General features: G+C 58.4%; 28 protein-coding genes and 1 tRNA gene. 4 read left to right on the forward strand and 25 right to left on the reverse strand.

All coding sequences use genetic code 11. The annotated features are described in order from the left end of the window. Nucleotides 1-3: 3 nt before the first annotated feature. From VL688_04080 to VL688_04120, 9 genes are all read right to left on the reverse strand, one after another. Nucleotides 4-78 (reverse strand) — tRNA-Glu (locus VL688_04080). A 118-nt stretch (nt 79-196) separates the two neighbouring features. Beyond that, complete coding sequence (locus VL688_04085; GenBank protein ID HTL47225.1) at nt 197-709, reverse strand: hypothetical protein; 513 nt, start codon at nt 707-709, stop codon at nt 197-199. A gap of 59 nt (nt 710-768) precedes the next feature. Next, the gene (gene xerD / locus VL688_04090) at nt 769-1,671 is read right to left on the reverse strand and encodes a site-specific tyrosine recombinase XerD (protein HTL47226.1); all 903 of its coding nucleotides are present in this window, start codon (nt 1,669-1,671) and stop codon (nt 769-771) included. 32 nt (nt 1,672-1,703) lie between these two features. Next, nucleotides 1,704-3,755: an NAD-dependent DNA ligase LigA gene (ligA, locus tag VL688_04095; GenBank protein HTL47227.1), complete on the reverse strand. Its 2,052-nt coding sequence runs from the start codon at nt 3,753-3,755 to the stop codon at nt 1,704-1,706. Between the two features lies 1 nt (nt 3,756). Further along, nucleotides 3,757-4,473, reverse strand: coding sequence for a metallophosphoesterase family protein (locus tag VL688_04100; GenBank protein ID HTL47228.1), 717 nt, complete (start codon nt 4,471-4,473; stop codon nt 3,757-3,759). A gap of 1 nt (nt 4,474) precedes the next feature. Continuing rightward, nucleotides 4,475-4,750 (reverse strand): acylphosphatase, encoded by a 276-nt coding sequence (locus VL688_04105; protein HTL47229.1) that lies wholly within the window; start codon nt 4,748-4,750, stop codon nt 4,475-4,477. Between the two features lie 33 nt (nt 4,751-4,783). Then, nucleotides 4,784-5,335 carry a toxin-antitoxin system YwqK family antitoxin gene (locus tag VL688_04110; GenBank protein ID HTL47230.1) on the reverse strand — a complete coding sequence of 184 codons (552 nt, stop codon included), beginning with the start codon at nt 5,333-5,335 and terminating at the stop codon, nt 4,784-4,786. Next, the gene (locus tag VL688_04115) at nt 5,332-5,724 is read right to left on the reverse strand and encodes a hypothetical protein (GenBank protein HTL47231.1); all 393 of its coding nucleotides are present in this window, start codon (nt 5,722-5,724) and stop codon (nt 5,332-5,334) included. Before VL688_04115 ends, VL688_04110 begins: the two co-directional genes overlap by 4 nt. Nucleotides 5,725-5,735: 11 nt before the next feature. Further along, nucleotides 5,736-6,734, reverse strand: a complete 999-nt coding sequence (locus VL688_04120) for a diguanylate cyclase (GenBank protein ID HTL47232.1) — start codon at nt 6,732-6,734, stop codon at nt 5,736-5,738. 224 nt (nt 6,735-6,958) lie between these two features. Here VL688_04120 and VL688_04125 point away from each other — a divergent pair, with 224 nt between their 5' ends. Beyond that, nucleotides 6,959-7,582 carry a glutathione S-transferase family protein gene (locus VL688_04125; protein ID HTL47233.1) on the forward strand — a complete coding sequence of 208 codons (624 nt, stop codon included), beginning with the start codon at nt 6,959-6,961 and terminating at the stop codon, nt 7,580-7,582. A gap of 5 nt (nt 7,583-7,587) precedes the next feature. Here VL688_04125 and VL688_04130 read toward each other — a convergent pair whose 3' ends face one another. The 6 genes from VL688_04130 to VL688_04155 form a co-directional block, all read right to left on the reverse strand. Next, the gene (locus tag VL688_04130; protein ID HTL47234.1) at nt 7,588-8,028 is read right to left on the reverse strand and encodes a response regulator; all 441 of its coding nucleotides are present in this window, start codon (nt 8,026-8,028) and stop codon (nt 7,588-7,590) included. Continuing rightward, nucleotides 8,025-8,402, reverse strand: coding sequence for a hypothetical protein (locus tag VL688_04135; GenBank protein HTL47235.1), 378 nt, complete (start codon nt 8,400-8,402; stop codon nt 8,025-8,027). The genes VL688_04130 and VL688_04135 overlap by 4 nt, the downstream gene beginning before the upstream one ends. 29 nt (nt 8,403-8,431) lie before the next feature. Then, complete coding sequence (locus VL688_04140; protein ID HTL47236.1) at nt 8,432-8,608, reverse strand: hypothetical protein; 177 nt, start codon at nt 8,606-8,608, stop codon at nt 8,432-8,434. Next, complete coding sequence (locus VL688_04145; protein HTL47237.1) at nt 8,605-9,456, reverse strand: toxin-antitoxin system YwqK family antitoxin; 852 nt, start codon at nt 9,454-9,456, stop codon at nt 8,605-8,607. Before VL688_04145 ends, VL688_04140 begins: the two co-directional genes overlap by 4 nt. Before the next feature lie 50 nt (nt 9,457-9,506). After that, on the reverse strand, nt 9,507-9,977 hold the full coding sequence (locus VL688_04150; GenBank protein ID HTL47238.1) for a hypothetical protein: 471 nt from the start codon (nt 9,975-9,977) through the stop codon (nt 9,507-9,509). A gap of 104 nt (nt 9,978-10,081) precedes the next feature. After that, nucleotides 10,082-10,465, reverse strand: coding sequence for a hypothetical protein (locus tag VL688_04155; protein ID HTL47239.1), 384 nt, complete (start codon nt 10,463-10,465; stop codon nt 10,082-10,084). A gap of 225 nt (nt 10,466-10,690) precedes the next feature. Between VL688_04155 and VL688_04160 the strand changes: the two genes are divergently transcribed. Further along, nucleotides 10,691-11,095: a hypothetical protein gene (locus VL688_04160; protein HTL47240.1), complete on the forward strand. Its 405-nt coding sequence runs from the start codon at nt 10,691-10,693 to the stop codon at nt 11,093-11,095. Here the strand turns inward: VL688_04160 and VL688_04165 are convergent, their stop codons facing one another. Both VL688_04165 and VL688_04170 read right to left on the reverse strand, forming a co-directional pair. Further along, entirely contained in the window at nt 11,096-11,308 is a 213-nt protein-coding gene (locus VL688_04165) for a hypothetical protein (GenBank protein ID HTL47241.1), read from the reverse strand. It lies immediately after the preceding gene. Then, nucleotides 11,305-12,771 carry a nicotinate phosphoribosyltransferase gene (locus VL688_04170; protein ID HTL47242.1) on the reverse strand — a complete coding sequence of 489 codons (1,467 nt, stop codon included), beginning with the start codon at nt 12,769-12,771 and terminating at the stop codon, nt 11,305-11,307. Before VL688_04170 ends, VL688_04165 begins: the two co-directional genes overlap by 4 nt. Nucleotides 12,772-12,897: 126 nt before the next feature. Here VL688_04170 and VL688_04175 point away from each other — a divergent pair, with 126 nt between their 5' ends. After that, nucleotides 12,898-13,182: a hypothetical protein gene (locus VL688_04175; GenBank protein ID HTL47243.1), complete on the forward strand. Its 285-nt coding sequence runs from the start codon at nt 12,898-12,900 to the stop codon at nt 13,180-13,182. 33 nt (nt 13,183-13,215) lie between these two features. On the opposite strand, the gene VL688_04180 is transcribed toward VL688_04175, so the two are convergent. Beyond that, nucleotides 13,216-13,584, reverse strand: coding sequence for a response regulator (locus VL688_04180; protein ID HTL47244.1), 369 nt, complete (start codon nt 13,582-13,584; stop codon nt 13,216-13,218). Nucleotides 13,585-13,652: 68 nt separating this feature from the next. Beyond that, the gene (gene thiD, locus VL688_04185; GenBank protein ID HTL47245.1) at nt 13,653-14,480 is read right to left on the reverse strand and encodes a bifunctional hydroxymethylpyrimidine kinase/phosphomethylpyrimidine kinase; all 828 of its coding nucleotides are present in this window, start codon (nt 14,478-14,480) and stop codon (nt 13,653-13,655) included. Between the two features lie 87 nt (nt 14,481-14,567). On the opposite strand from thiD, the gene VL688_04190 reads away from it, so the two are divergent. Then, nucleotides 14,568-16,553 carry a DEAD/DEAH box helicase gene (locus VL688_04190; GenBank protein HTL47246.1) on the forward strand — a complete coding sequence of 662 codons (1,986 nt, stop codon included), beginning with the start codon at nt 14,568-14,570 and terminating at the stop codon, nt 16,551-16,553. Nucleotides 16,554-16,609: 56 nt separating this feature from the next. On the opposite strand, the gene VL688_04195 is transcribed toward VL688_04190, so the two are convergent. The 6 genes from VL688_04195 to VL688_04220 form a co-directional block, all read right to left on the reverse strand. Further along, nucleotides 16,610-17,854, reverse strand: coding sequence for a cell division FtsA domain-containing protein (locus VL688_04195; GenBank protein ID HTL47247.1), 1,245 nt, complete (start codon nt 17,852-17,854; stop codon nt 16,610-16,612). 3 nt (nt 17,855-17,857) lie between these two features. Beyond that, nucleotides 17,858-18,670, reverse strand: a complete 813-nt coding sequence (locus VL688_04200) for an FtsQ-type POTRA domain-containing protein (protein ID HTL47248.1) — start codon at nt 18,668-18,670, stop codon at nt 17,858-17,860. After that, nucleotides 18,667-19,590, reverse strand: coding sequence for a D-alanine--D-alanine ligase (locus VL688_04205; GenBank protein ID HTL47249.1), 924 nt, complete (start codon nt 19,588-19,590; stop codon nt 18,667-18,669). The genes VL688_04200 and VL688_04205 overlap by 4 nt, the downstream gene beginning before the upstream one ends. A 7-nt stretch (nt 19,591-19,597) precedes the next feature. Then, nucleotides 19,598-20,512 (reverse strand): UDP-N-acetylmuramate dehydrogenase, encoded by a 915-nt coding sequence (gene murB / locus VL688_04210; protein HTL47250.1) that lies wholly within the window; start codon nt 20,510-20,512, stop codon nt 19,598-19,600. Beyond that, on the reverse strand, nt 20,472-21,872 hold the full coding sequence (gene murC, locus VL688_04215) for a UDP-N-acetylmuramate--L-alanine ligase (protein HTL47251.1): 1,401 nt from the start codon (nt 21,870-21,872) through the stop codon (nt 20,472-20,474). The genes murB and murC overlap by 41 nt, the downstream gene beginning before the upstream one ends. Continuing rightward, a partial coding sequence (locus VL688_04220) for a UDP-N-acetylglucosamine--N-acetylmuramyl-(pentapeptide) pyrophosphoryl-undecaprenol N-acetylglucosamine transferase (GenBank protein ID HTL47252.1) occupies nt 21,869-22,771 on the reverse strand: 903 nt, incomplete at its 5' end. The genes VL688_04220 and murC, both read right to left, overlap by 4 nt.

Below are 22,771 nucleotides of genomic sequence, written 5' to 3' on the forward strand. Positions count from 1 at the left end.
ATGTAGCGCTAACGGGATTTAAACCCGTGTTTTTGCCTTGAGAGGGCAACGTCCTAGATCAGGCTAGACGATAGCGCCAGAAATCCGTAACAGTTTATTTGATAGTGACTTAAAGCGGATTGGATGAAACGGCTTTAAGGGAAGACACGCGCAGTATATAAAACCGGTTGTTTCGTGTCAATGCGGCGGGACGAATTTAGGTCGTGCGCCGCCGCCTGAAATCATCCAATGTTCTGTCCAGGCTCCTGACTCGCTCGTCCAGCGACCGCACGTCCCGCTCCAGGTAATTGACCTTTCGTTCAAGCTGCGCAACGCTGTTCGAAAGCGAGGCCGCATCGCGGCCCATGACACCGACACCGCTGTCCAATCCTTTCGCGATGTCCTGATCCACCGTGGCGGATTCCGGCGCGTGAGTCAGGCTTTCCGAGGGCTCGGGCGCGGCAGGGGGATCTTGCTGTTCGGCCTGGGATTCTTCGGGAGCGGGCTGGGAATCTTCGACCGCGGCCTGCGTGTCTTGGTTCTCCTGCGAGCTGTCATCCGCGGAAACGCTTTCGGAAGGCTGGGGCGAATTTTGAAGCGCGTCCATGGAAGAATTGAGGTCCGAGGCCCAGTCCGTGCCGCTGTCACTGTCGGAAGGGCCGTCGCTGGCGCGGCAGTAGCCCGCGATCAGCAGGCACGACAGAAGGCTGAAGAAGAAAATCTTTTTCAAAGGGGCCCCTTTCGGATGACGGAGTATATCATAGGGCCCCGCGGCCTGAGAAGGAAGAATTAACCTCGGGGATGGAACTGGGAGTGGACGCGTTTCAGATGGTCACGCGAAACGTGGGTATAGATCTGCGTGGTCGCGATGTCCGCGTGGCCGAGCAATTCCTGCACCACGCGAAGGTCGGCCCCATGCTCGAGGAGATGCGTGGCGAACGAGTGCCGGAACGTATGCGGCGTGATCTTTTTCGTAATCCCGGCCAGCCGCGCGTACTTTTTGATGAGCTGCCAGATGAATTGCCTTGTCAGCCCCTTCCCGCTTTTGCCGAGGAAGAGATGATTCGTTTTGGGCTTTTGCTTCGGGCGGAATTTTTCCAGGTACTGCTCGAGCGCGCGCACGGCCGCGCGGCCCACGGGCACGAGCCTCTCTTTGTCGCCCTTGCCCCGGCATTTCAGGAAACCGTTCATCAAATTGACATCTTCGACCTTGAGGCCCGCCACTTCGGAGACGCGCGTGCCGGTCGCGTAAAGGCATTCGAGAAGGGCCCGGTCGCGGAGCCCCCTGCCTTTTGCCGGAGGGAGGCTCAGCATGGCCTCGATTTCCCGCGACGACAAAAAGTTCGGGAGTTTTTTCCAAAGCCGCGGCGATTCGAGCACGCTGGTGACGTCGGTTTCGAGGAAGCGCTCTTTGACGAGAAAACGGTGGAACAGCTTCACCGCGACGAGCCGCCGCGCCATGGAAGACGATTGCAGCCCTCTTTTTTTCTCCTGGAGCAGAAAGTCCAGGATGTGCGTGCGCGTGACTTTGTCCATGGCCTTCAGCTTTTTGCCGTGAAGGAATTGGCCATAGGCTCCGAGGTCCTGGCGATAGGCGGCAAGCGTGTTCGCGGCCAGGCCTTTTTCCACGGAAAGGTAATCGAAGAATTCGGTTTCGAACGGCAGGGCCGCGGGAGAAGGTTCGATTTTCACCTTAAGGTGATCGGCCGGCGGGGCGGTAAGGTTTAAATGTCCTTCACGCCGCTGTCGCGAAGGAGCTTGAGGAAGGCGGCCTCGTCGATCTTCTTGATGCCCAGCTCATCCGCTTTTTTGAGCTTCGAGCCCGCGTTTTCCCCGGCGACGAGGACGTCGGTCTTGCGGCTCACGCTGGAACTGGGATGGCCGCCCAGCTGGCGGATGTATTTTTCGGCTTGCGAGCGTTCCATGGATTCCAGCGTGCCCGTGATGACGAAGGTCTTGCCGTTGAAGGCATCCGCCGTCTTCACCTTTTCCACGATGTCGAAGCGGACTCCCGCCTGGCGCAGCTTCTTTAATATAGCCCGCGTGCCGGCTTCCTCGAAAAACTCCACGATGGCTTTGGCCGTGACAGGCCCGATTTCGCGGATCGCTTCCAAGTCTTCCTGCCCGGCCTTGGCCACGACGTCCAGGTCCTGGAAGCGCTGCGCCAGGATGAACGCCGCGCGCTCGCCCACGCCCGGAATGCCCAGGCCGAAAATCAGGCGGTTCAGCGGCCGCGATTTACTGGCCTCGATGCCCTGGAACAAATTGTCCCGCGATTTCTCGCCCATGCGCTCGAGCTTCACCACTTCTTCCGGGTCCAGGAAATAAATGTCCGAGAGATCCTTGATCATCTTGTAGTCCACGAACTGCGCCACCCACACGGCGCCCAGCCCCTCGATGTCCATGGCGTCGCGCGACGCGTAATGCCTCACGCGCGCGCTCAGCTGCGCCGGGCAGGCCAGGTTCACGCAGCGCAGCGCCACTTCGCCCTCGGTTTTTTTCACATGGCCGCCGCAGACCGGGCACTTTTCCGGGAAACGGAATTTGTAAAGCGAACCTTTCCTTTTTTCCACGAGAACCTGGATGACCTTCGGAATGATCTCCCCGCTTTTTTCGATGAGCACGCGGTCGCCGATGCGCGCGTCGAGCCGCTCGATCTCGTCCTGGTTGTGCAGGCTCGCGCGCGAAACCGTGGTGCCGGAAACAAGGACCGGCTCCAGGATCGCGACAGGCGTCAGCGCGCCGGTCCTTCCGACCTGGACCACGATATCGTTCAGCGTGGTTTCCACCTTTTCGGCCGGATACTTGTAGGCGATCATGCCGCGCGGCGATTTCGTGGTGCTGCCGAGCGTCTTGCGCACGTCCAGGGAATCCACTTTCACGACCATGCCGTCGATGTCGTACGGCAGTTTGCCTTTTTTCTCGCGGTATTTGTCGATGAAGCCCACCACGCCATGAATGTCTTGGGTGAGGCAGGTGTGCGGGATGGTCTTGAAGCCCAGACCTTTCATGAATTCGAAAGCCTGGGACTGGCTTTCCGGCGCTTTGGCGCCTTCCACGGTGACAAGCCCGTGAATAAAGGCATTCAGCTTGCGGCGCGCCACGAGCTTGGGATCGAGCTGCTTCAGGCTGCCGGCGCACGCATTGCGCGGATTCGCGAACAATTCTTCGTCCTGCTTCTCGCGCTCGTGGTTGATCTTTTCGAACTGCGCATGCGAAAGATACGCCTCGCCGCGCACCTCGAGTTTTTTGGGGACCGGGCCTTTGTGCGGCGCTCCGGGAGCGGGAATTTTGAGCGGGATGTCCGCGATGGTCTTGATATTTTCGGTGATGTCGTCGCCCTGCTTGCCGTCGCCGCGGCTCGAGCCGGTGACCAGCACGCCGTTTTCATAAACGAGGCTGATGGAGACGCCGTCGATCTTCTCTTCCACGAAATAATCAAAGGATTCAGGCACGATCCGATGAAGCCGCTGGTCGAATTCCAGGAGTTCTTCCACGGAATACGTATTGTCCAGCGACAACATGGGCACGCCGTGCGTGACGCTCTTGAACTCTTTAAGCGGCGCGCCGCCCACGCGCTGCGTCGGCGAATCCGCAGTGACGAGTTCCGGATGCTCACGCTCGAGCGTCTCGAGCTCCCGCATCAGCTTGTCGTAGTCGAAATCACTGATCTCGGGCCTGGCCTCTTCATAATACTTACGGTTGTGATGGCGGATCTCTTCCCGCAGCTTTTCGATCCGGCGCTCAACGTCTTTTTTCGCAGTGGATTTGGCCATGTCACAACAGCCGGTCGGCGAGATACGCGGGCAAACCGGCTTTCCTGATTTTCTGGGCGGCTTTTTCGTTGTCGTAATCCAGCCGCACGAGTTCAAAGGTCCGTTTTTCGTCGTCGTAGATCCCGAAAGCGGTTCTCGGGTCCCCGTCGCGGGGCTGGCCCACGCTTCCGGGATTCAAAATGTATTTCGTGCCGGCCGCGATCTCGGTCATGCCGGGCTCGAGGCGTTCCGCGCTGCGCGCCATCTCGCAAAAACAGCCGGGCACGTGCGTGTGGCCCACGAAGCAGACCGGAGTCTCCATCTCCCTGAAGCTCGGCACCGCGTCCACGTAGCGCGTCAGATAATGAAAGGCCTCGGGCGCGTGAAGGCTGCCGTGCGCGAGCGAGAGGTTTTTCTCCACGCGTGTGTACACAAGGCCGGGAATCTCCTCCGTCCATTTCTCGTCGAGCACGTCCGCCGTCCACTCGATGGCCGTGCGCGCGAAATCATTGAACCACGCGCGCAGCGACGGGTCGACCACGGCCTTTTCGTGATTGCCCATCAGCACCACGTCCGCATTTTCGAGCGCCCAGCCCAGGCACTCGTTCGGGTTCGCCCCATAGCCCACGGTGTCGCCCAGCACCACGGTCCTGTCCACGCCGCGCGTCTTCAAAGAGGCCGCGACGGTTTCCAAAGCCTCGAGATTGGCGTGAATGTCGGAGAGGACGGCGTGGCGCATGTCAGACCGCGATTTCGAAGGTTTGGAACTTTCCCTGAGGCTCGTCCCAGAACGTGCGCGTCTCGCGGATGAATCCGGAAAGATGGGAATTGGAAATCGCGTCCAGAAACTGACGGAGCTGGTCTTCCTCGCCTTCGGCCAGCATCTCGACCTGCCCGTCGGTCAGATTGCGGACATAGCCGGTCACATCAAAGCGGCGCGAGAGGTTCTGTGCCGTGTACCGGAACCCCACGCCCTGCACGGTCCCGCTGAAAAGGGTTCGAAGCTGCTTCTTCATAGATTTTCAACATACCGCTTCTTGCACGGAGCGTCAAGCGCTTCCCCGAAGCTCGCCCCGCTCGTAATGCTCCGTCCGCTCCAGCTTGCCTCCCGCGTAGACCTTGCAGGGCCCATGCAGCGCGTCGTCCTCGTAGATTTCCTCACGCAGCGGCTTGCCGTCTTCGCCGTAGCACACGCGCAGGCCCTGGCGCAGATCATGCCGGAAATGGATTTCCTCTTTCAAGGCGCCGCCCGGATAAAACAGTTGCCCCGTTCCTTCCAGCCGGCCGCCTTCGAACGTCCACTTTTCTTTCACGGTGCCGTTCTCGTACCAGGAGCGCATGAGCCCGTGCATGAGTCCGCCGCGGTAGGTCACTTCACGCCGCAATTGTTTGTTCGGATAGAACCACTGGCACAGGCCGTCCTGCATGCCGTTCTTGAAGCTCAGGATTTCTTTGACCGAGCCGTCTTCGTAATAACTCGTCGTGGGGCCGTCGGGCCGGCCTTGCTTTAATTTGGTTTCCTGCTCCAGCCCCCCGCCGGGAAACGATTTTTTCCGGACCTCGCGCGCAAAATCTTTCTGCTCATGACTCCATTCGGTCATGCGGCGCCTTCAGCCGGGGACGATGCCGGAGACGGAACCGTGGAAGGCGCGGACACGGGCGAAGACGACGGCGAAGGCGCGGGAGAAGTTTCCGCGGCCGGCGGCGCGGGGTGCGCGGCCAGCTCGGTTTGCAATTCCGACACTTGCTTTTGAAGGGCTGCGGCGGTCTTGGCGCTTTCTTCGGCCGCGGCCTTTTCCGCGGTCCAGGCCGTCTGGCTTTCGAGAAGCCGTGCCTTTTCCGCCTCGAGGGACGTGATCTGTTCCTGGAGAAAACCGATCTGGCTCCTGGATGAGCGGAGTTCCGCGTTGAGACGCTGCTCTTTGATGCTCGAAACGGCGATGACGACGAGCAGCAGCACGAGGGTGACGATGAGAAGAGCTCTTTGCATGCGGCCTCCGTTTACCCGGCGTCCGCGCTGATCACGCGGTTGCGCCCCGTGCGTTTGGCTTTGTAAAGCGCCTGGTCCGCGCGCTCGATCAGATCTTCTTTTTTTGTGGCGTCGGACGGAAATTCCGCGATACCGATACTCACCGTAATGCGAATGTCGTCGCTGCCCAGGTGGTAGAGCTGGTGCTCCACGGCCTTGCGCATGCGTTCGGCGCAGGTCATGGCCCCGGCCCGGTTGGTTTCCGGCAGGATGAGGACGAATTCGTCGCCGCCCATGCGCACCGCGATGTCCGAACGCCGGATGGAAAAGTCCACCTTGGGGCCTTCCCCCATCTCCGGCCTCAGGATTTTCGCGAATTCTTTCAAGAGCAGGTTGCCCTGGCTGTGCCCCTGCGTGTCGTTGAAGGCCTTGAAGCGGTCGATATCGATGAAGAGCAGGCAGAAAAGATAACCGCGCCGAAGGCTCCGCGAAATCTCCGCGTCCAGGTAATCGTTGAAGAACCGGTAATTATAGAGGCCGGTCAGCGGGTCGATGCTGAGGTCTTTGGTGCGTTCCCGGACAAGGTTGCGCAGGTTTTCCTCGACGCGCGTGAGAAGATCCCTCATGGACACGATGCCCAGCACGTGTCCCTCGGCGTCTACGACCGGGACGTGACGGATATGGGACTCCTTCATCTCTTCAAGGACCTTGCCCAGCGAATAGTCGGGCCGCGCGGTGATGAGCTTCTGCGTCATGACGTCCGACACGCGCAGTTTTTCCAGCTCCCGCTTCTGCGCGAAGATCTTCGTCACGAAATCGCGCTCGCTCAGGATTCCCACCAGCTTGCCGTTTTCGACGACCACGACCGCGCCGATGCGGTGCTCGGTCAGTTTCTGGGCCGCCTCGGTAATGCTCGCATCCGGGGACAGCGCGACCACATCCGGGATCATGATGGATCCGATCGTATTGATGAATTCGTTGGTCTGGATGTTGGCGGGCGGGAGGTCGTTTTTCGCGGCGTTCTGCGCCATAAGCTTTCCTTTGGCTGATCCTCGGCTTTGAAAAATTGTACTCTTTTTTACGACGCGAGACAATGGAGGCCGGCTCGATTGCCTTTAAAAATAATTAGCTTTGATTCGGCCCGAACTTCTTCTATAATTTCGCCTGTCCTTTTGACGTCATTTTGCGTTAAAAATTTTAACTCTGGGGCGCAGCCCCAAGGGACCTCGTGTCCCGAACGAGAAGGAGAATTACCGTGATCAGTCTTTATTATGCCCCGCCTTCCATTTTCGGCCGGAAGGTCCTTGCGGTTCTGGAAGAAAAAGGCCTCGACTACGAGATCAAGCCCATGAGCTTTGCCGAACGCGACATGGACAAGCCCGATTACCTGCGCCTGAATCCGAACGGCGAAGTGCCTACGCTGGTCGACGAAAACTTTGCGGTCTATGAATCCACCGCCATCATCGAGTACCTCAACGACGAATATCCGGAACCGCCTCTCCTGCCTGAAGATTCCGAAGGCCGCGCCCGGGTCCGCATGATCGAAGATTATTGCGACCTTCACCTCTTCAAGGAAATCGTCCGCTGCGTCCTCAAAAAACTCGTCGCCAAGGAAGAGATTACCGAGGAAGACCAGAAGGCTTTGCGGGAAAAGATCAAGAGGATCGAGAGCTATCTGGGTCCCCAGGATTTTCTCGCGGGCACGTTCTCGTTCGCGGATTGCGCCTTCATGGCCGCGGCCGCGAGCCTGGAAGCCCTCGGCGTCCTGGATACGGTCTGCACTTCCGGTCCGCTCAAGCGCTACATCGACCGCCTGAAGCAGCGCAAAGGCTGGAAGGGCGCGAGCCTCCTCACGATCGAGACCTCGGTTAATTCCTAAGGCCTCTAGTCCCTCTCGCTCGGGAGATGATTTTCGGACGCGCCGTTTAAAAGCGCCGCGACTTTCCGGAGGAGCTGGTCCACGTGAAACGGCTTTACGATGTAATCCGTGCAGCCGTCTTCGAAGGCCTCTTCCACCCACGTTTCCCGCAAACCTGAGACCATGAGGACGGGCACTTTACGCATCTCGTCGACGCCGGATTCTTTTTCCTTCCGCCGGATCTGGCGAAGCAGCTCCAGCCCGTCCATCCCCCGCATGATGATGTCGAGGATCACAAGGTCGTAAGGCTGCCGCTGCAGCGAGGCCATGTAAGCTTTCAGGGCATGCTGGCTGTCCTGAAATGCGTCCATTTCATAGCCTTCCTCTTCAAGGAATTCGCGGAGCGTCTGCGTGATGAGGGCTTCGTCATCGACGACCAGCAGCTTTTTGCCTTTGCCCGGCCTCATTTCGCCGCCGTCTGGGAGATCATGTTGCCGCCCGTGTCGAATTCCTTGCGGTTCACCCGCTTGCCGGCCGAGTATTCATCTTCGAACTTAAGATTGCCGTCCGGCGAATACTGCTTGGCAAGCCCTTCCCGGCTGCCTTCGCGGAACGTCCATTCCGACTTGATCTTCCCGTCCCCGTAATAAATCTTCGTGAGGCCGTTCAGCTGGCCGTTGCGGTACGACCGCTCCGCCACCAGCTTGCCGAAGAAATACTGCTTTTCCATTTCACCATCCAGATGCTGTTCCTTTTCGACCGTGAAATTGAGAGAAAAGAAAATCAGCCCGACGGCAACGAGGCCGAGGACGCTCAGGATCGGAACGAAGAATTTTTTCATGACTGCCTCCGGATCTCTATCGTTTATCGCTAACGCATCTTGGTCCCGACGAGCGTGGCCACCATCGCCAGCGCGACTTCCCCGCCGAACTGGACCTTCCAGTCGATGCCGGTCAGCCGCGCGAGCCAGGCCCCGTCCTGGAAAAGCTGGGTGAAAAAAGCCGAGGTCAACAGGACGGTCGTGATGCCGAACATCCAGCGCTTCACTTGGCCTTGCCTTTGCCGTGCGCGCCGCCGTAAAGCGGCGCCGACGGCTTGAAATCCTCTTCCGTTTCCCCGCCGTTCAAGGCCTTCAAAACGCTTTCCTCGTCCTCGGCATGCTCGCCTGCGGGCGAAGCCCCTTTGTCGAACAGGACCTCGCGGCTCAGCCCGCCGTTTTCCTGGAATTGCTGCTGGACGCCTTGGCGGACGCCCTCCGAGTACGGCGTCACGGCCTGCATGCGCCCGTTTTCGTAATAACTTTTACACGGCCCCTGTTTGGCGTCATTGACGTACTCGCATTCCTCTTTCAGGCTTCCGCTCTCATAGAAATTCTTCACCTTGCCGGCCAACCTGCCGTCGCGGATATGCGCGAGCGTCTTCAGCTTGCCGTTCGGGTAATAGAGCTTGCCCTCGCCCTGGGCGAGCCCCTTCTCGAAGTAGACTTCTTTTTCCGGCGCGCCGTCCTCGTAATAGCCTTCGGTCAGGCCTTCGAGCATGCCGTCCTTATAGCGGGTGCGGTTTCTAAGCTTGCCGGATTCGTAATAAGTTTCCTGGATGCCGTCTTCGGTGCCCAGCCGGAACTGCCCCACGCCTTTCAATTTTCCGCTGGAATAATAAACCAGGACCACACCGTCGAGTTTCCCCTTGCGGTAAGGCTCCTCGCGTTCGAGAAAGCCATCCGGAGAATACATCCGCGTCACGCCGTGAAGGGCGCCGCTCAAATACGAGGCCTCGAAACGCAGCGTACCGTCGGCGTAATAGTCTTTCCTGATTTCAACCGCGGCTTCCGAGCGCGGCGGGGCTCCGGCGGCCAGCACGGCAAGACATATAAAGAAGAAGCTGTTTTTATGCATGAAGGCAGGCTTTCCATTCTTTCTGCGGACGGTGTTGCTCTTGGTATCGATTATACCCCATGCGCGGCATCCGCCGCGGACGGCTCCGGCCCGATCTCTTCGCAGACGTCCACGCAGCCGTCGGGGCCGTACTTCCAGCGGTTGGCGGGTTTACCCTCGATATGATTTTGGACTTCGATCAGGTGTCCGTCTTCGGAAAAGAACTTGGCAGGGCCGACGGGTTTGTTATTTTCGAGGTGGACGATGCGGCGCGGGCTTCCGGTTTCGTAAAAGGTCCAGGAAAAGCCCTGAAGACGGTTTTTCCGGTAATTCATGAGGGCACCGAGCGCGCCGCTTTCATAATACCATTTGACCGTGCCTTCCAGCTGCCCGTTCGAATAAGGGAACTCCCCTTTCAAGGCCCCGCTTTCATAATAAAGCTTGGCGTCGCGCGGCATCTCGGCCGCGGCCGCCGCGGCAGATACGGGTGCCATCCCGCAAAGCAGCAGAAGAACCGCCAGAAAACGTGTTTTTTCTCCCATGCTCGTCTTTCCCGGGAAAGGCAAGTGCTGTTGGAGAACCGGTACGTAGAAAGCTGCTTCTTATATCGGCGCTTTGGAGAGGAGATTAAGCGGAGCGCGGAAGGCTAGGAGATGCGGGAATAGGAAAGCCGGCGTTTGAAAAGCAGGGCGATCTGCCGGAAAAATGCCGCGATCCAGGGTCCGGTCAGGAACCAGGCCAGCACGATGCCCGTGAAATTGGCAAAAAAATCATGCGTTTCGCAGGTGCGGCAGGTCGTGAACCATTTCTGGCACAGCTCGATCGTGGCGCCCATCAGGAGGAAGGACAGGCCGATACGGGAGTGGTAACGGCGAGGGAAGTTCAGGGTAAACCACAGCATGAGGCTGAAGTAGGCCAGAAAATGGCAAAACGCATCGCCCGGAACCTTGCGGAGAAAAAGGGTCTTTTTGAAATCCTGAGTAACGGCATTCAGCAAAGCCGGAATCTCCGGCATAAAGGAAAGAAGCACTACGGCTCCGATGCCTAAAATCCCAACTCCGAACACCATCCACTTTTGTCTTGTCGTGAACATTTGATCCCTTTCTTGCAAGTCCGCCGGTAAAAAGTTAAGATGATACGCGATTTCCGCCGAATTACCAGAGCATTTTGGATGCCAGACATAAACGCGCGGGGCTTTGACGGGGCTTGGAGGATGCTGCTAGAGAATACTAAAAATATTTAGCGGCTTACTGGAATGGACAAAGACAAAATTCGGCTCTTACAGTTTTTCATCTGTAAGGAATTTACGACAGCCCGGCAGGACAGTTATTTAGCGGAAAACATTCTCGGGAACCTCTACGTTCCCGCCTTCCCCTATCATTTCGAAAAGCTCTACGCCGTCACGTGTTGGCGCAAGGACCAGAAGTTCCACAAGGAAGTCATCGAATACGAAACCGAGTACGGCGCCAAGGCCCGAAGCGCCCACATGGACATCGAGCCCATCACCAACAGCGTCCTCTTCCGCTGGCACAAGCACCGCTTTCCCGCCAATTTTGTCATCGAAAAGCCCACACACTTGACGGTCCGCGTCATTCTGGACTGGGAAGTCCTGTGGGAATCTTACATCCTCATCGAAAAGACCCACGCAGGGTCAACCTGATCAAACCGGCGAGGACGGTTGGACGGACGGAGACGTCGCGGCAGCCGGAGCGGTCTCTTTGGCCGCCTTGGCCGCGGCCTGCTCTTCCAGCTTCTTGGCCCGATCCTGCTTCGCATTGGTCAGCGTGAGCGATTCAAGATCGTCCTTGGCGCATCCTCCCGCGAGAGCCGCGACGGCCAGGACCAGAACGAGCGCATTTCTTAATTTCTTCATAGATTCCTTTCCTTTCTGGAAATTGCTTTTTTTTCCCGGACTCCTAAGCGTCCGGCGATCAAACGTTCCTTCAACTGAAACAGCTTCTGGCTGACACCGACGCGGTAGATATGCGGGTAATAAAACCGTTTGTGTTCTTCCGGCAAAAGCGCCAGCCGCTCCTGCGCATAACGGCGGGCCTCGGCAGCGGCCGGCTTGGGCCTGACCCGTTTGCCTTTGCGGATCAAAGGCTGCAGGAGCCGCTCATGCCGCAGTCCTCTTACGGGCGTGTTCGCCAGCTGGTAAAAAGGATGCAGGATCTGAGGAACTTCCTTTTCCCCCTCGAGCAGAATCGCGTCGAGAAGAAAACTGCCTTCCTCCGAATAAAACCGCCGGACCTGCTTCAAGCCGGGTTCATTCATCTTCGTCAAGCTGTCGGAAATCTTGATTTCGGGTTTGTCCCGGATCCGGGCCAGCTTGTAAACCATGTCCAGCGCCGGTTCATCATAAGACGTCGCGAGCTTCGTGCCCACACCGAACCCGTCGATCTTGGCGTCCTGATTCAAAAGACTTTCGATAATATACTCGTCGAGCTGCCCTGACGCAAAGATTTGAACTTTGGGGAAACCCGCGTTGTCCAGCTGCGCGCGCACGCGCTTGCTGAGATAGGCCAGGTCTCCGCTGTCGATCCTCACGCCCTTGATCTCGATGCCTTCGCGCCGCAGCACTTCCAACGCCTCCAACAAATGCGGCAGGCCGCTTTTCAGCGTGTTGTAAGTGTCGATCAAAACGACAGCCTGATCGCGGTACAGCCGGCCGAAATCAAGGAACGATTGTTTTTCGTCGCCGACAGCCTGGATCCAGCTGTGCGCCTGCGTGCCGGAGACAGGCAGGCCGTAAGTCTTGGCCGCCAGGACATTAGACGTCGCGTGCACGCCGCCGACGTAGGCCGCGCGGGAAGCCTGGAATCCAGCCGGCCCCTGCGCGCGCCGCAGCCCGAAGTCGATGACGGTCCTGCCCCGCGCCGCGCGCACGATGCGCGAAGCCTTGGTCGCAACCAGCGAAGAAAAATGAACGAGGTTGATGAGCACGGTTTCCGCGAGCTGGCTTTCGAGCAGCGGTCCATGCACGCGCATGAGCGGTTCATGCGGAAAGACCACCTCGCCTTCCCGCACCGCCTCCACATCCAGGCGAAGGCGCATCCCTTTCAGATAGCTCAGGAACTCTTTTTTAAATCCCTGCGCCCGGAGGTATTCCAAATCCCCGGGATGGAACCGGAAATCCGAAAAATAATCCGCAGCCTCTTCGATCCCCGAGGCGATCACGAAGCCTCCCTCGAAAGGATTGTTGCGGAAGTGGAGGTCAAAGACCGCGGGCTGGAGATGGCGGCGGGTGAAGAAGTAGCCCTGGGCCATGGTGAACTGGTAGAGATCCGTGTAGAGGGGCGAATGAGGAATCAAAACCGGGCTATCTTGACGCGTCATGACTCGTTTTTTCATTTTAGTATTTCAAAACCGGAACCGATGATTGAGGGGACCTTGTATTCCCGATTCCGGGTGTTAGGATTTATTTTGGAACAGGGATCCTTTTCCCGGCTCCCCCTTGAGTCTATGAAAAAAAACCGGGTTTTCAAGCACGCAAAAATAGGATTCGCAATTTTGGCGCTCACCGCGCTGAGCCTGTGTTTCATTCCCAGAGCGTTCACGCAGGCGCCCTGGTCTTCCCAAGGCAGCGCCCGCGGGCCCGTGAAAGCCTGGAAAGAGGCTCAGGCTTCATCCCAGTCCCGGACCGCCGCGCAGGCAAGCGAAGACGGCTCTCTGAATTTCCGCAGCGAGAACCGGTGGCAATCCGGCGATTTGGCGGTAGAATCCGGCAGCTTCGCTCAAAAGCAGTAACTCCTCACCTCTCCTCTTGAGCCTTCCTGAGAACTACTTCGGCAGGTAATTTTCGATAAAGGCGATCAGGTTTTCGCCGCTGGTGGGCTTGGTCAGGATCGGCCGGCCGTTCAGCTTGGCCGCGCTGTCCAGAGTCTCCTGGTAAACGCCCGAGAAAAACAGGATGGGGATGTCCTTCAACTGGGGATCCTCGGAAATCTGACGGGCGACGTCATACCCCGAAATGTCCGGCATCGAGATGTCCAGAAGGATGATGTCCGGCATGAACTTTTTGGCCGCGGGATAGCCTTCTTTGCCGCGATTGACGACTTGGACTTCATAATTGCCGGCATCCTCGAGAAAGATCTTGGTGATGCTGGTGTAATCCATTTCGTCGTCGACCATCAGTATTTTCTTAGACATAGCCCTCCCGGGGGGTCATCGAAGCATCGGAAAAAACAGGCCTCGCCTTGAGCCCCTAAAAGTCTGCCCTAAAGTCCCGTTTTTGCAAAGTGATTTATCGGACCATTGCCGTGCCCGATATGGGGGGAAGAGCTCAGGGCCCGGGTCACATAGGCCTTGGCTTCCTTGACGGCCTTGTCCAGGGCCCGGCCGCGGGCCAGCAGCGCGGCAATGGCGGCGGAATAAGTACAGCCTGTGCCGTGGGAATGGGCGCTTTTGATGCGCGGGGCCCGGAAATAATGATCTTCCCCCTGCCAGTAGAGGTAATCCACGGCCTCCCCTTTGAGATGCCCGCCCTTGATCAGCACGGCCCGCGGGCCATAGCCGCTGATTTTCCGGGCCATGTCACGAAAGGATCCGGAACCTTTGCACGCCATGCCCGAAATCCGAACCGCTTCGGGCACGTTGGGCGTGACCAGGTAGGCATGAGGCAAAAGGTGTTTGATAAATGTGCGGCAGGCCGGCGGGTCCATAAGCCAGGTGCCGTTCTTGCTGACCATCACGGGATCCACCACCAGCGGAAATAAAAACCGCGCAGCCATCTGGCCCACGGCCGCGATCACAGCCGAAGAGCCTAGGGCGCCCGTCTTGGCCGCAAGCGGCGTGATGTCGTCCAGCACGGCCTGCACCTGCTCCTTTACTTTCTGGGGAGAAAGCACGTGGACTTTGCGTACGCCCAGCGTATTCTGGATCGTGAGAAGGCTGACGGCCGCCATGCCATAGGCGCCGAACTGATGAAAGGTTTTCAGGTCCGCCTGAATGCCCGCGCCGCCCGAAGGATCGGAACCCGCGATGGTCAGCACCGGCGGGCAGGAAGACGAAAACGATTTTGATCGGCTCTTTTTCATAACGCGCATGATTTTAACCCGAAACAAAAAACACTTCCAGGCCGTCGTCAGGCGGGTTATGATGACTCCCATGAATTTCCAACCCGGCTTGGCATCATGACTTGGCGCGAGCGCTTCCCCTTCCGGCTCGATTCCTTCCAGGAACAGGCCCTTGATGCGATCGAAAAAGACTGTTCCGTCCTGGTTTCCGCACCCACCGGCTCAGGCAAGACCGTGATCGCCGAAGGCGTGCTTGAACGGGCCCGCTCCCAGGGCGTGGGCGTCATCTACACGGCCCCGATCAAGGCGCTCAGCAACCAGAAATATCGCGACTTCAAGGAACTCTATGGCGACGGCGTGGGCATCGTGACCGGCGACGTATCGCTCAATCCCGACGCGCCCATCGTCATCATGACCACCGAAATCTACCGCAATTCCCTTTTCGAAAATTCCCGGCGCATCGCGGCGACGGGCTGGGTCATCTTCGACGAAATCCATTACCTGAATGACCCCGAGCGCGGCACGGTCTGGGAAGAGGCCATTCTATTCACGCCGCCGCACATCCGGATGCTCGCGCTAAGCGCCACCGTGCCGAATATCGACGAGCTCGCGGCCTGGATCCAGCAGGTCCATGCCGCGCCCATCACCGTCATCAAAGAAGACCGGCGCGTGGTGCCGCTCGGCTTCAGCTTTCAATGCCAGGGCAAGATTTTCCGGGACAAACACGCGCTCCTGCGCGAAGGCTATCTGAACCGCCATGACTGGCGCGGGCATGGAGGCGGGGGCCGGGGCCGGCATCGCGGCCATTATCACCCACGCGGCCCTTTCCTTCGCGCCAAACCTAACCGCCTCGAGCCGCTTCTGGCCGGGCTCAAGAGCCAAAATCTGATGCCCTGCATTTATTTTGTCTTCGGCCGCAAGCGGGCCGAATTCCTGGCCTCCGAAGCCATGGAATTCGATTTCCTGACGCCCGCGGAAAAAGACAAGATCCTGCGCCTCTACGACACGCTGCTCGAACGGTTCCAGCTGACCGAGGAAAAATCAGCCCAGGACATGCGCCCTCTCCTGGAGCGCGGGATCGGTTTTCATCACGCGGGCATGCTGCCCAGCCTGAAAGAAGTGGTTGAGCAGCTTTTCACGAGCCGGATCCTCAAGCTGATCTTCACGACTGAGACGTTCGCGCTTGGCATCAACATGCCCGCGCGCACCGTCGTTTTCGACGAGCTGCAGAAGTTCTACGGCAACGGCTTCCGCAACCTCACGACACGGGATTTTTACCAGATGGCCGGCCGGGCCGGACGCCGCGGCATGGACGACGAAGGCTTTGTCTTCATGCGCATCCACCCCAACGACATTACGTACCACGAGGTCATGCGCGTCATCTACGGCACGCCTGAGCCCATCCTGAGCCAGTTCAACGCGGCTTATGCCACGCTCCTCAACCTGTACCGGGAACGCGGCCGAGAGCTCTTCGAAATTTACCCCCGCTCGCTTCACCACTTCCAGTCGTCCAAAAAGAGGCGGAACGAGGCGCTTTATCTTTTGGAAAGAAAAATGTCGCTTCTCAAGGACTTGGGCCATTGGGATGATTCCGGCCTGACGCCCAAGGGAGAATTCGCGGCATCGCTGTTCGGATACGAACTCCTGCTTTCCGAGATGCACGCCGACGGCGTGCTGGAGGGCATGAGTCCAATCCAACTGTGCCTGCTGCTCTCAGCCATGGTGTTCGAGCCGCGCAAGGACGACCACGCACCTCGCCATGCCCCGGCCATCGTCAAGCTGGAGCACACGGCCGCGCATTATTCCAAGCTCATCTACCGCAAGGAATTCAAATTCCGGGTCTTTCCGTATACCCGCCCGCCGCATTTCCATGTGGCGCGGGCCATCGAGGCCTGGGCTCAGGGGTCGGAGTTCGACCCTCTTTTCCGCCTGACGACCGTGGACGAAGGAGAACTGATCCGGAATTTCAGGATGGTGATCCAGCTGCTGCGGGAATTGGAGCATGCGCCGCATGCATCCGAGGGGTTGAAGCAGGCCACGCGCAAGGCCTGCGGCATGATCAACCGGGACATCGTGGACGCGGAGAAACAACTGCGGGCCTAAAAAAAAGGGACAGGTCCGAAGACCTGTCCCCGACTCTTTTGACTTGTCCGTTCCCTTTAGAAGTAGGAGTAAAACCAGCCTTTGGCCGAGGCCAGCGTCTTTTCCAAAACATTCTTCGGGGCCGTGAGCTTTTCGTAATTCACCTGCTGGGCCGAAAGCCAGCGGTACATGCCGAGAGCCGGTGTGAGCGACGGATCGACCAGCACCTCGTTCGCGGCCTCCAGCTTGCGGCTGACGCCCATGCGCGCTTCCCGCTGGAATTTGTGGGTCACGAACTCCATGAAGCCGTTGAAGGCCGTGCCGCCGCCCGTGAACACGTAATGCGGGTACATCATCTTTTCTTCCTGCGCCAGCGCGTCCACTTCTGCAAAAATCGCGCCGAGCCATTCCTGTGACGCGGCCGTGAACTTGTCCTGGAAATCCTGGCGGCGGATCTGCTGGTTGGTCTTGCCGTTGCGTTGGACGAGCGGGATCAGTTCGTCGCCGAAATCCGCCTCCGGTTCCAGCGTGGCAAACCTTTCCTTGAGTTTCTGCGCGTCGTGAAGCTCGATTTCCCATTCGCGCGCGATCTTGTCGGTGAGCGTGCGGCCGGCCTTCTCGACGTTTTTCGTGCGCGTGAGGCGGCCGTTCTTCCAAAGCACCAACTCCGTCATCGTATCCGCGATGTCGATGAGCACGACACCTTCCTCTTTTTCCTGTTCCGTCAGTACGGCCTCGGAAACCGTGAGCATGCGCGGAAAAAACCCCTTCACCGTAATGTCCGCGGTCTCGAAGGCGCGCGACACGTTCTTGAACTCCTGGAAATCCATGGTGAAAATCTTCAGCCCGACGCCCAGACGGTTCGCCTCGAGTCCGAGCGGGTTGTGGATGTCGGCCATGTCGTTGACTAGGAAGCTTTCGGGAAACACCTGCAGCACGAATTCTGTCAGCGGCAGCGTGGCCACGCTGCGCGTCTGCTCAACGATGGATTTCACCTCGTGCGTGGTGATGGAGCGCGGCGTTTCATAATACTGGGAGCTGGCGAAATGGTGCCCGTGGAGCTTGGAATTACCCAGGACCACGTAGGCTGTGACTTCCCGGTTGCCCCGCTGCGGCAGGAGCTGGTTGACGAAGATGTCCAGCGTACTGACGGCCGCTTCCATGTTCACGACAAAACCGTTTTCGAAACCTTCCGGCTGAAAAATCTCCTGGTACGAAAGGATGCGGGGGCCGTCTTTCAGGATCTGGCCCGCGAAAGCAGAAACCTTGTGCGTTCCCACGTAAAAAACGATTTCGACGTTTCCGATGCCCTTGATTTCCATAGTTTATTTTTTCCTTTTTACGATCACGTTGTCGAATTGCAGGTCAATATACTCGATATTCTGGCGTTCGTCACCTTCAAGCAGGTACATCATCTTTTCAAGCGTTACCAGGCGCGTCGCCGGATGACGGCCGAGGCGGATGTCCGGGCCGGGCCCGAGTGTGATCGTGACATTGCCCTGCGCGTCGAGGCTGAGCCGCGTGAGAGTTTCGCGCTTCGAGACCGGGTGGTCCCAAAAGGCAGCGAGAAAATTCGCGGCTTCGATATAACCTTTGCTTTTGACCTGCAGGCCGATGCGCGGCTGCTTGATGTCGAGCCCGTAGGCTTCGATGAGCGGCAGCGACGCGTTCTTTTCGTCAGCCACGTCGAGGATCATGCCGTCGCTCGAGATGAGTCCGTACTTGCCCGACGGCGAAAAACGGATGAAGGCCAGCTGCGTGCGGCTCTGGATGCCAATTTTCAGGCCCCAGGGAAGTCGCCGCCCCACCTGGGCGCTCTGGATCATGGGATTTTTTTCCAGGTCGCGCGCGACCTGCTTCAAGTCCACCTTGAGGATGTTCTTGCCCATGAGCCGGGATTCCAGGTCCTGCCGGCGTTCCGGCGAAAGCGCGGTCACGGGACTGACTTCGATTTCCCGGATGGACAGATGCGCATCCGCGTAAAGCGCCTGCCGCACGCCGAAGAAGAGCCCCGTAAAAAGCGCCATCACCAGGATCGTGGGAAGCGCCTTTGCCAGAAATCCGGCCGCGGCCTTGAAGACCACGGCGACTCCCGAGAACATGTTTTTTTTGCGTGTCGTTTTCCGTTTTCTTTTCATGACTTTTTCTTTCCGTTGCGCGGCCCGCGCTTTTGAGCCCGCTCGTACGCCCAGCGCACGAGTCTCGAGCAGAGTTCTTCAAAGGAGATGCCCGCCTGGCGCGCGGCTTTGGGCAAAAGGCTCAAGGCCGTGAATCCGGGAATGGCATTGGCCTCGAGCACGTAAGGTTTGCCGTTTTTGTCCACCATGATGTCGATCCTCGAAAAGTCCCGCAATTGGAGGGCGCGGTGCACCGCGAGCCCCACGCGCTGCAGCTTTTTCGCGAGTTTCGCCGGGATCGGCGCCGGCACCAGGTATTCGGTCATGCCCTTGGTGTATTTGGACTTGTAATCGTAAAAATCGCTCTTGGGGCGCAATTCGATGACGGGGAGCGCCTTGCCGCCGAAGATGCCGACCGTAAATTCGCGTCCTTGAATCCTTTTTTCGGCAAGAAGCTGCTTATACTTGCGTACGGCTTTCGCTATTTTGGGGATTTCTTTAGAAAAATCTTCGACTTTGAGGATCCCGATGCTGGATCCATCCCGCGGCGGCTTGAGGAAAAAGGGCGTTGGGAAACTTCCGAGCTTGGTTTTCCAGTCACGGTCCGTTACCACGCAGTAGTCCGGCGTGGGAATGCCTTTTTTCTGAAAAATCCTTTTGGAGAGAATTTTATCGTAGGAAAGCCGGCAGCCGAGAGGATCGGAGCCGGTATAGGAAAGCCCGTGGCGATCCATCCAGGTTTGAAGGGTGCCATCTTCCCCGCCCTCGCCGTGCAAGGCGATGAAAGCGACGTCCATGGGAGTCGCGAGGATCTTTTTCCTGTCCGTGCGGCCCGGATCCAGCCTTTTGACGCGGAAACCCGCGTTGACGAGAGCCTGGCAGACCGCGCGGCCCGAACGAAGGGAAATCTTCCGTTCGGGGGAATTTCCCCCGAGAAACACGCCCACCTTAGGGCTTGGCAATGATGCGGACCTCGGGTTCGAGCCAGATGCCTTTGGCATGAAAGACCTTTTCTTGGACAAGTGCGATGAGCTGGACAAGTTCGGAGCATTTCCCCTGTCCGACGTTGACAAAATAATTACCGTGTTTTTCCGAAACCATGATGCCGCCGATGCGCGTGCCTTTGAGGCCTAGTTCCTGAATGAGAGCGCCGGCCGCAGGAGCGGGAGCCGGAGGGTTCTTGAAGATGGAGCCCGAGCTCGGGTAGCGCATGTCCTGCTTCGTATTGCGGTATTGGAAGCAGGCGCGGATTTCCTGGTCGATGGTTTCTTTGGGGCGGTGCCAGAGCCGCAGCCGGGCGTCGGTCACGATGCCTTCCGGCAGGCTCGAATGGCGGTACGTGAACTTCACGTCCCCCTTGGCGAAGACTTTCTTCTCGCCTTCGTAAGTCATGAGCGTCACTTCTTCGATGAGGTCGCCGATCTCATTCTTTTGCCCGGCATGGCGGCTGAAGCCCGCATTCATGATGACCGCGCCGCCGATCGTCCCGGGAATGTTGGCCAGGAATTCCATGCCGCCGAGACCCTTGTCGCGGCAGGCCAGCACGAAGCGGTAGAGAAAAACGCCGCCCGAGGCCTTGACCGTGGATTTTTCGAGATCGAAGACCATGCGCTCTTTCTGGAATTGAAGGAGCGTGATGACCAGGCCTGGATAACCCGTGTCGGGAAAGACCATGTTCGAGCCTTTACCGAGAACCATGAAGGGGACTTTTTCCTGGCGGGCGTATTCTAAAACCGCGGCGAGTTCCTGCTCGTTGGCCGGCTCGGCAAAAAGCTCTGCCGGGCCGCCGACCTGCATGGTGGTGTACTGGGAAAGAAGGACGTTACGCCGTAGCGAAATTTTTGAGCCGGCACGCAAATTCATCCGCAACCTCTCCGATATTTCCCGCGCCAACAAACGCAACCACGCCCTGGAGATTGGCCAGGGTCTGGAGATGGGCAATGATCCGCTCGCGCGGAACGATCTGCGCCTCGGGATGGCCCAATCCGAGAAGTTGTTCCTGGATCAGGCGCGCGTGGACATTTCCCGGGTTCTGTTCCCCTGCCGAGTAAATGTCGGTCAAGATGACCTGGTCCGCTTCCGCCAGCGCAAGCGCGAAATCCTTGAAGAAATACGCGGTGCGCGTGTACCGGTGCGGCTGAAACACGATCGTGACTTTTTTCCCCATCGCGCGGAGCGCCCGGATCGACGCCCGGACTTCCGTGGGATGATGCGCGTAATCGTCGATCACCATGACCTGGTGGTATTCGCCTTTGGATTCCAGCCTGCGCTTGGCCCCTCGGAAACCGCTGAGGGCGCGGCAAATCTCTTCAAGATCATAGCCCATCTGGCTCAAAAGGGCCAGCGTGCAAAGTGCGTTCGCGATGTTGTGCCGTCCCGGGATGCCCAGCTTCACGCGGGCCACGAAAAACCCGGCTTCCAGCAGGTCGAACTCCGACCCAAAGTTGTTCATGATGATACTGTCCGCGGAAAAATCAAAAGACGGCGAAAAGCCGACGCTCACCGAAGGCTTGCCACTGTTCTTGACGATCTCGGCCAGGAGCGCGTCTTCGGCCGAGTATACGATCAGACCGGGATTCTTGACGTTGCCGGCAAAGCGCTCGAACGAACCCTTGAGGTCCGCGAGGTCTTTGTAATTTTCGATGTGGTCCTGCTCCAGGTTCGTGAGCACGGCATAGCTGAGCGCGTAAAATTCATGGCTGCGGTCGCTCTCGTCGATCTCCGCGACCCAGAGGTCGTCGCGGCCGAGAATCGCGTTCGTTCCCCAGTTGAGCACGTCCCCGCCCACGAGGCACGTGGGCTTCTGGCCGAGTTCGGAAAGCACGAAAGACGTCATGGAAGTCGTGGTGGTCTTGCCGTGAGTCCCGGCAATGCCGACCGAGGTCGGCGCGAAATTAAGGAGCGTGGCCAGGATTTCCGCGCGGTGATGGACCTTGATGCCCAGGCGTTTGGCCGTGATCATCTCGGGATCGCTGGCGGAAATGGCGCTGGAATAGATGACAAGGTCCGCATCCGCGATAGAGCTTTTCGATTTGTCGGTCCAGACCTGGATGCCGTGCTCGCGGAGGGAATGAGTCGTGGCGCTTTCCTTGGAATCAAAGCCCGCAACTTCGTAGCCCTGGCGTTTCAAGATGCGGGCAAGGCCGCTCATGCCGACCCCGCCGATCCCGATCAAGTAGATGCGTTTGGCATTCCCGATGAGGTTAGTACTGATGACGCTCACTCGGCTCTCCTTTTATGAATAAATACATCTAATGCAAAATGGGTTGTTTTTTCCGGGGCCTCGGGACAAGCAAGCTTTCCCATGGCCTCCGACATCCGGCGCCTTCCGTCCTCGTCCGCGACAAGCTCCCGCAAAACCGCGGCGAGCGATTCGGGCGTCAGGCTCGATTCGAGCTCGACACGCACCGCGCCGCGTTTTTCAAAGTAGCGCGCGTTGTCGGCCTGATGGCCGCCCGCATGGGGGTACGGGATCACCACGGCGGGAACGCGGAACATGGCCAGCTCGAACAAGGTGTTCGCGCCGGCCCGCGTCAGCGCCAGATCCGCCTCGGGGTAAAGGCTCTCCATTTTTTCAAAGAAGGGAAAAACTTTGGCTTCGAGGCCCTGTTTTCGGTACGTTTCGGTCACCGAAACCAAATCTTTTTCACCGGTGATATGAGTAACGGCTATTTTGTTTTTTTCTTCAGAATTCAGCAGCGAAAAAGCGTCTAAAATCGTGCGATTCAAGAAGCTCGCGCCCTGCGATCCGCCCACGATGAGGAGCTTCACGCGTCCGTTGGCGGGAGCGGTCCGCGGCGATGATAAAGATTGATAGAAACGGCTTCTTAAAGGCAGTCCCGTCACTTCACGGCGCCGGAGTTTCGCATTTTCGAGCGTCTCAGGAAAGCTTACCGCAGCGCCGTCCGCATGGCCAGCCAGCCACTGGGTGGCTTTTCCCGGAACTGCGTTCTGCTCGTGGATCACCGTCGGGATTTTCTTCCAGGCGCTGAGCAGCATCCCGGGAAATGAAACGTAGCTGCCGAATCCGACGCTTAAATCAGGTTTGAGGCGGGTAAGATGGCGGTAAGAAGCACCGAAAGCCCGGGCCAATTTTAACAAAAAGCCGGCGCTTCTCAAAGA

Source organism: Verrucomicrobiia bacterium (assembly GCA_035495615.1).
In the GTDB taxonomy this organism is placed as follows: domain Bacteria; phylum Omnitrophota; class Omnitrophia; order Omnitrophales; family Aquincolibacteriaceae; genus DATJFP01.

Coding starts and splice junctions, on each gene's coding strand:
- VL688_04150 (HTL47238.1), bottom strand. CDS start 9,977: ATGGGAGAAAAAACACGTTTTCTGGCGGTTCTTCTGCTGCTTTGCGGG.
- ligA (HTL47227.1), bottom strand. CDS start 3,755: ATGGCCAAATCCACTGCGAAAAAAGACGTTGAGCGCCGGATCGAAAAG.
- VL688_04195 (HTL47247.1), bottom strand. CDS start 17,854: ATGGAAATCAAGGGCATCGGAAACGTCGAAATCGTTTTTTACGTGGGA.
- VL688_04120 (HTL47232.1), bottom strand. CDS start 6,734: ATGGCGCAGAACGCCGCGAAAAACGACCTCCCGCCCGCCAACATCCAG.
- VL688_04175 (HTL47243.1), top strand. CDS start 12,898: ATGAAAAAAAACCGGGTTTTCAAGCACGCAAAAATAGGATTCGCAATT.
- VL688_04105 (HTL47229.1), bottom strand. CDS start 4,750: ATGAAGAAGCAGCTTCGAACCCTTTTCAGCGGGACCGTGCAGGGCGTG.
- VL688_04135 (HTL47235.1), bottom strand. CDS start 8,402: ATGAAAAAATTCTTCGTTCCGATCCTGAGCGTCCTCGGCCTCGTTGCC.
- VL688_04180 (HTL47244.1), bottom strand. CDS start 13,584: ATGTCTAAGAAAATACTGATGGTCGACGACGAAATGGATTACACCAGC.
- VL688_04130 (HTL47234.1), bottom strand. CDS start 8,028: ATGAGGCCGGGCAAAGGCAAAAAGCTGCTGGTCGTCGATGACGAAGCC.
- VL688_04100 (HTL47228.1), bottom strand. CDS start 4,473: ATGCGCCACGCCGTCCTCTCCGACATTCACGCCAATCTCGAGGCTTTG.
- VL688_04170 (HTL47242.1), bottom strand. CDS start 12,771: ATGACGCGTCAAGATAGCCCGGTTTTGATTCCTCATTCGCCCCTCTAC.
- VL688_04110 (HTL47230.1), bottom strand. CDS start 5,335: ATGACCGAATGGAGTCATGAGCAGAAAGATTTTGCGCGCGAGGTCCGG.
- VL688_04190 (HTL47246.1), top strand. CDS start 14,568: ATGACTTGGCGCGAGCGCTTCCCCTTCCGGCTCGATTCCTTCCAGGAA.
- VL688_04160 (HTL47240.1), top strand. CDS start 10,691: ATGGACAAAGACAAAATTCGGCTCTTACAGTTTTTCATCTGTAAGGAA.
- murB (HTL47250.1), bottom strand. CDS start 20,512: ATGAATTTGCGTGCCGGCTCAAAAATTTCGCTACGGCGTAACGTCCTT.
- VL688_04115 (HTL47231.1), bottom strand. CDS start 5,724: ATGCAAAGAGCTCTTCTCATCGTCACCCTCGTGCTGCTGCTCGTCGTC.
- VL688_04165 (HTL47241.1), bottom strand. CDS start 11,308: ATGAAGAAATTAAGAAATGCGCTCGTTCTGGTCCTGGCCGTCGCGGCT.
- VL688_04200 (HTL47248.1), bottom strand. CDS start 18,670: ATGAAAAGAAAACGGAAAACGACACGCAAAAAAAACATGTTCTCGGGA.
- thiD (HTL47245.1), bottom strand. CDS start 14,480: ATGCGCGTTATGAAAAAGAGCCGATCAAAATCGTTTTCGTCTTCCTGC.
- VL688_04145 (HTL47237.1), bottom strand. CDS start 9,456: ATGCATAAAAACAGCTTCTTCTTTATATGTCTTGCCGTGCTGGCCGCC.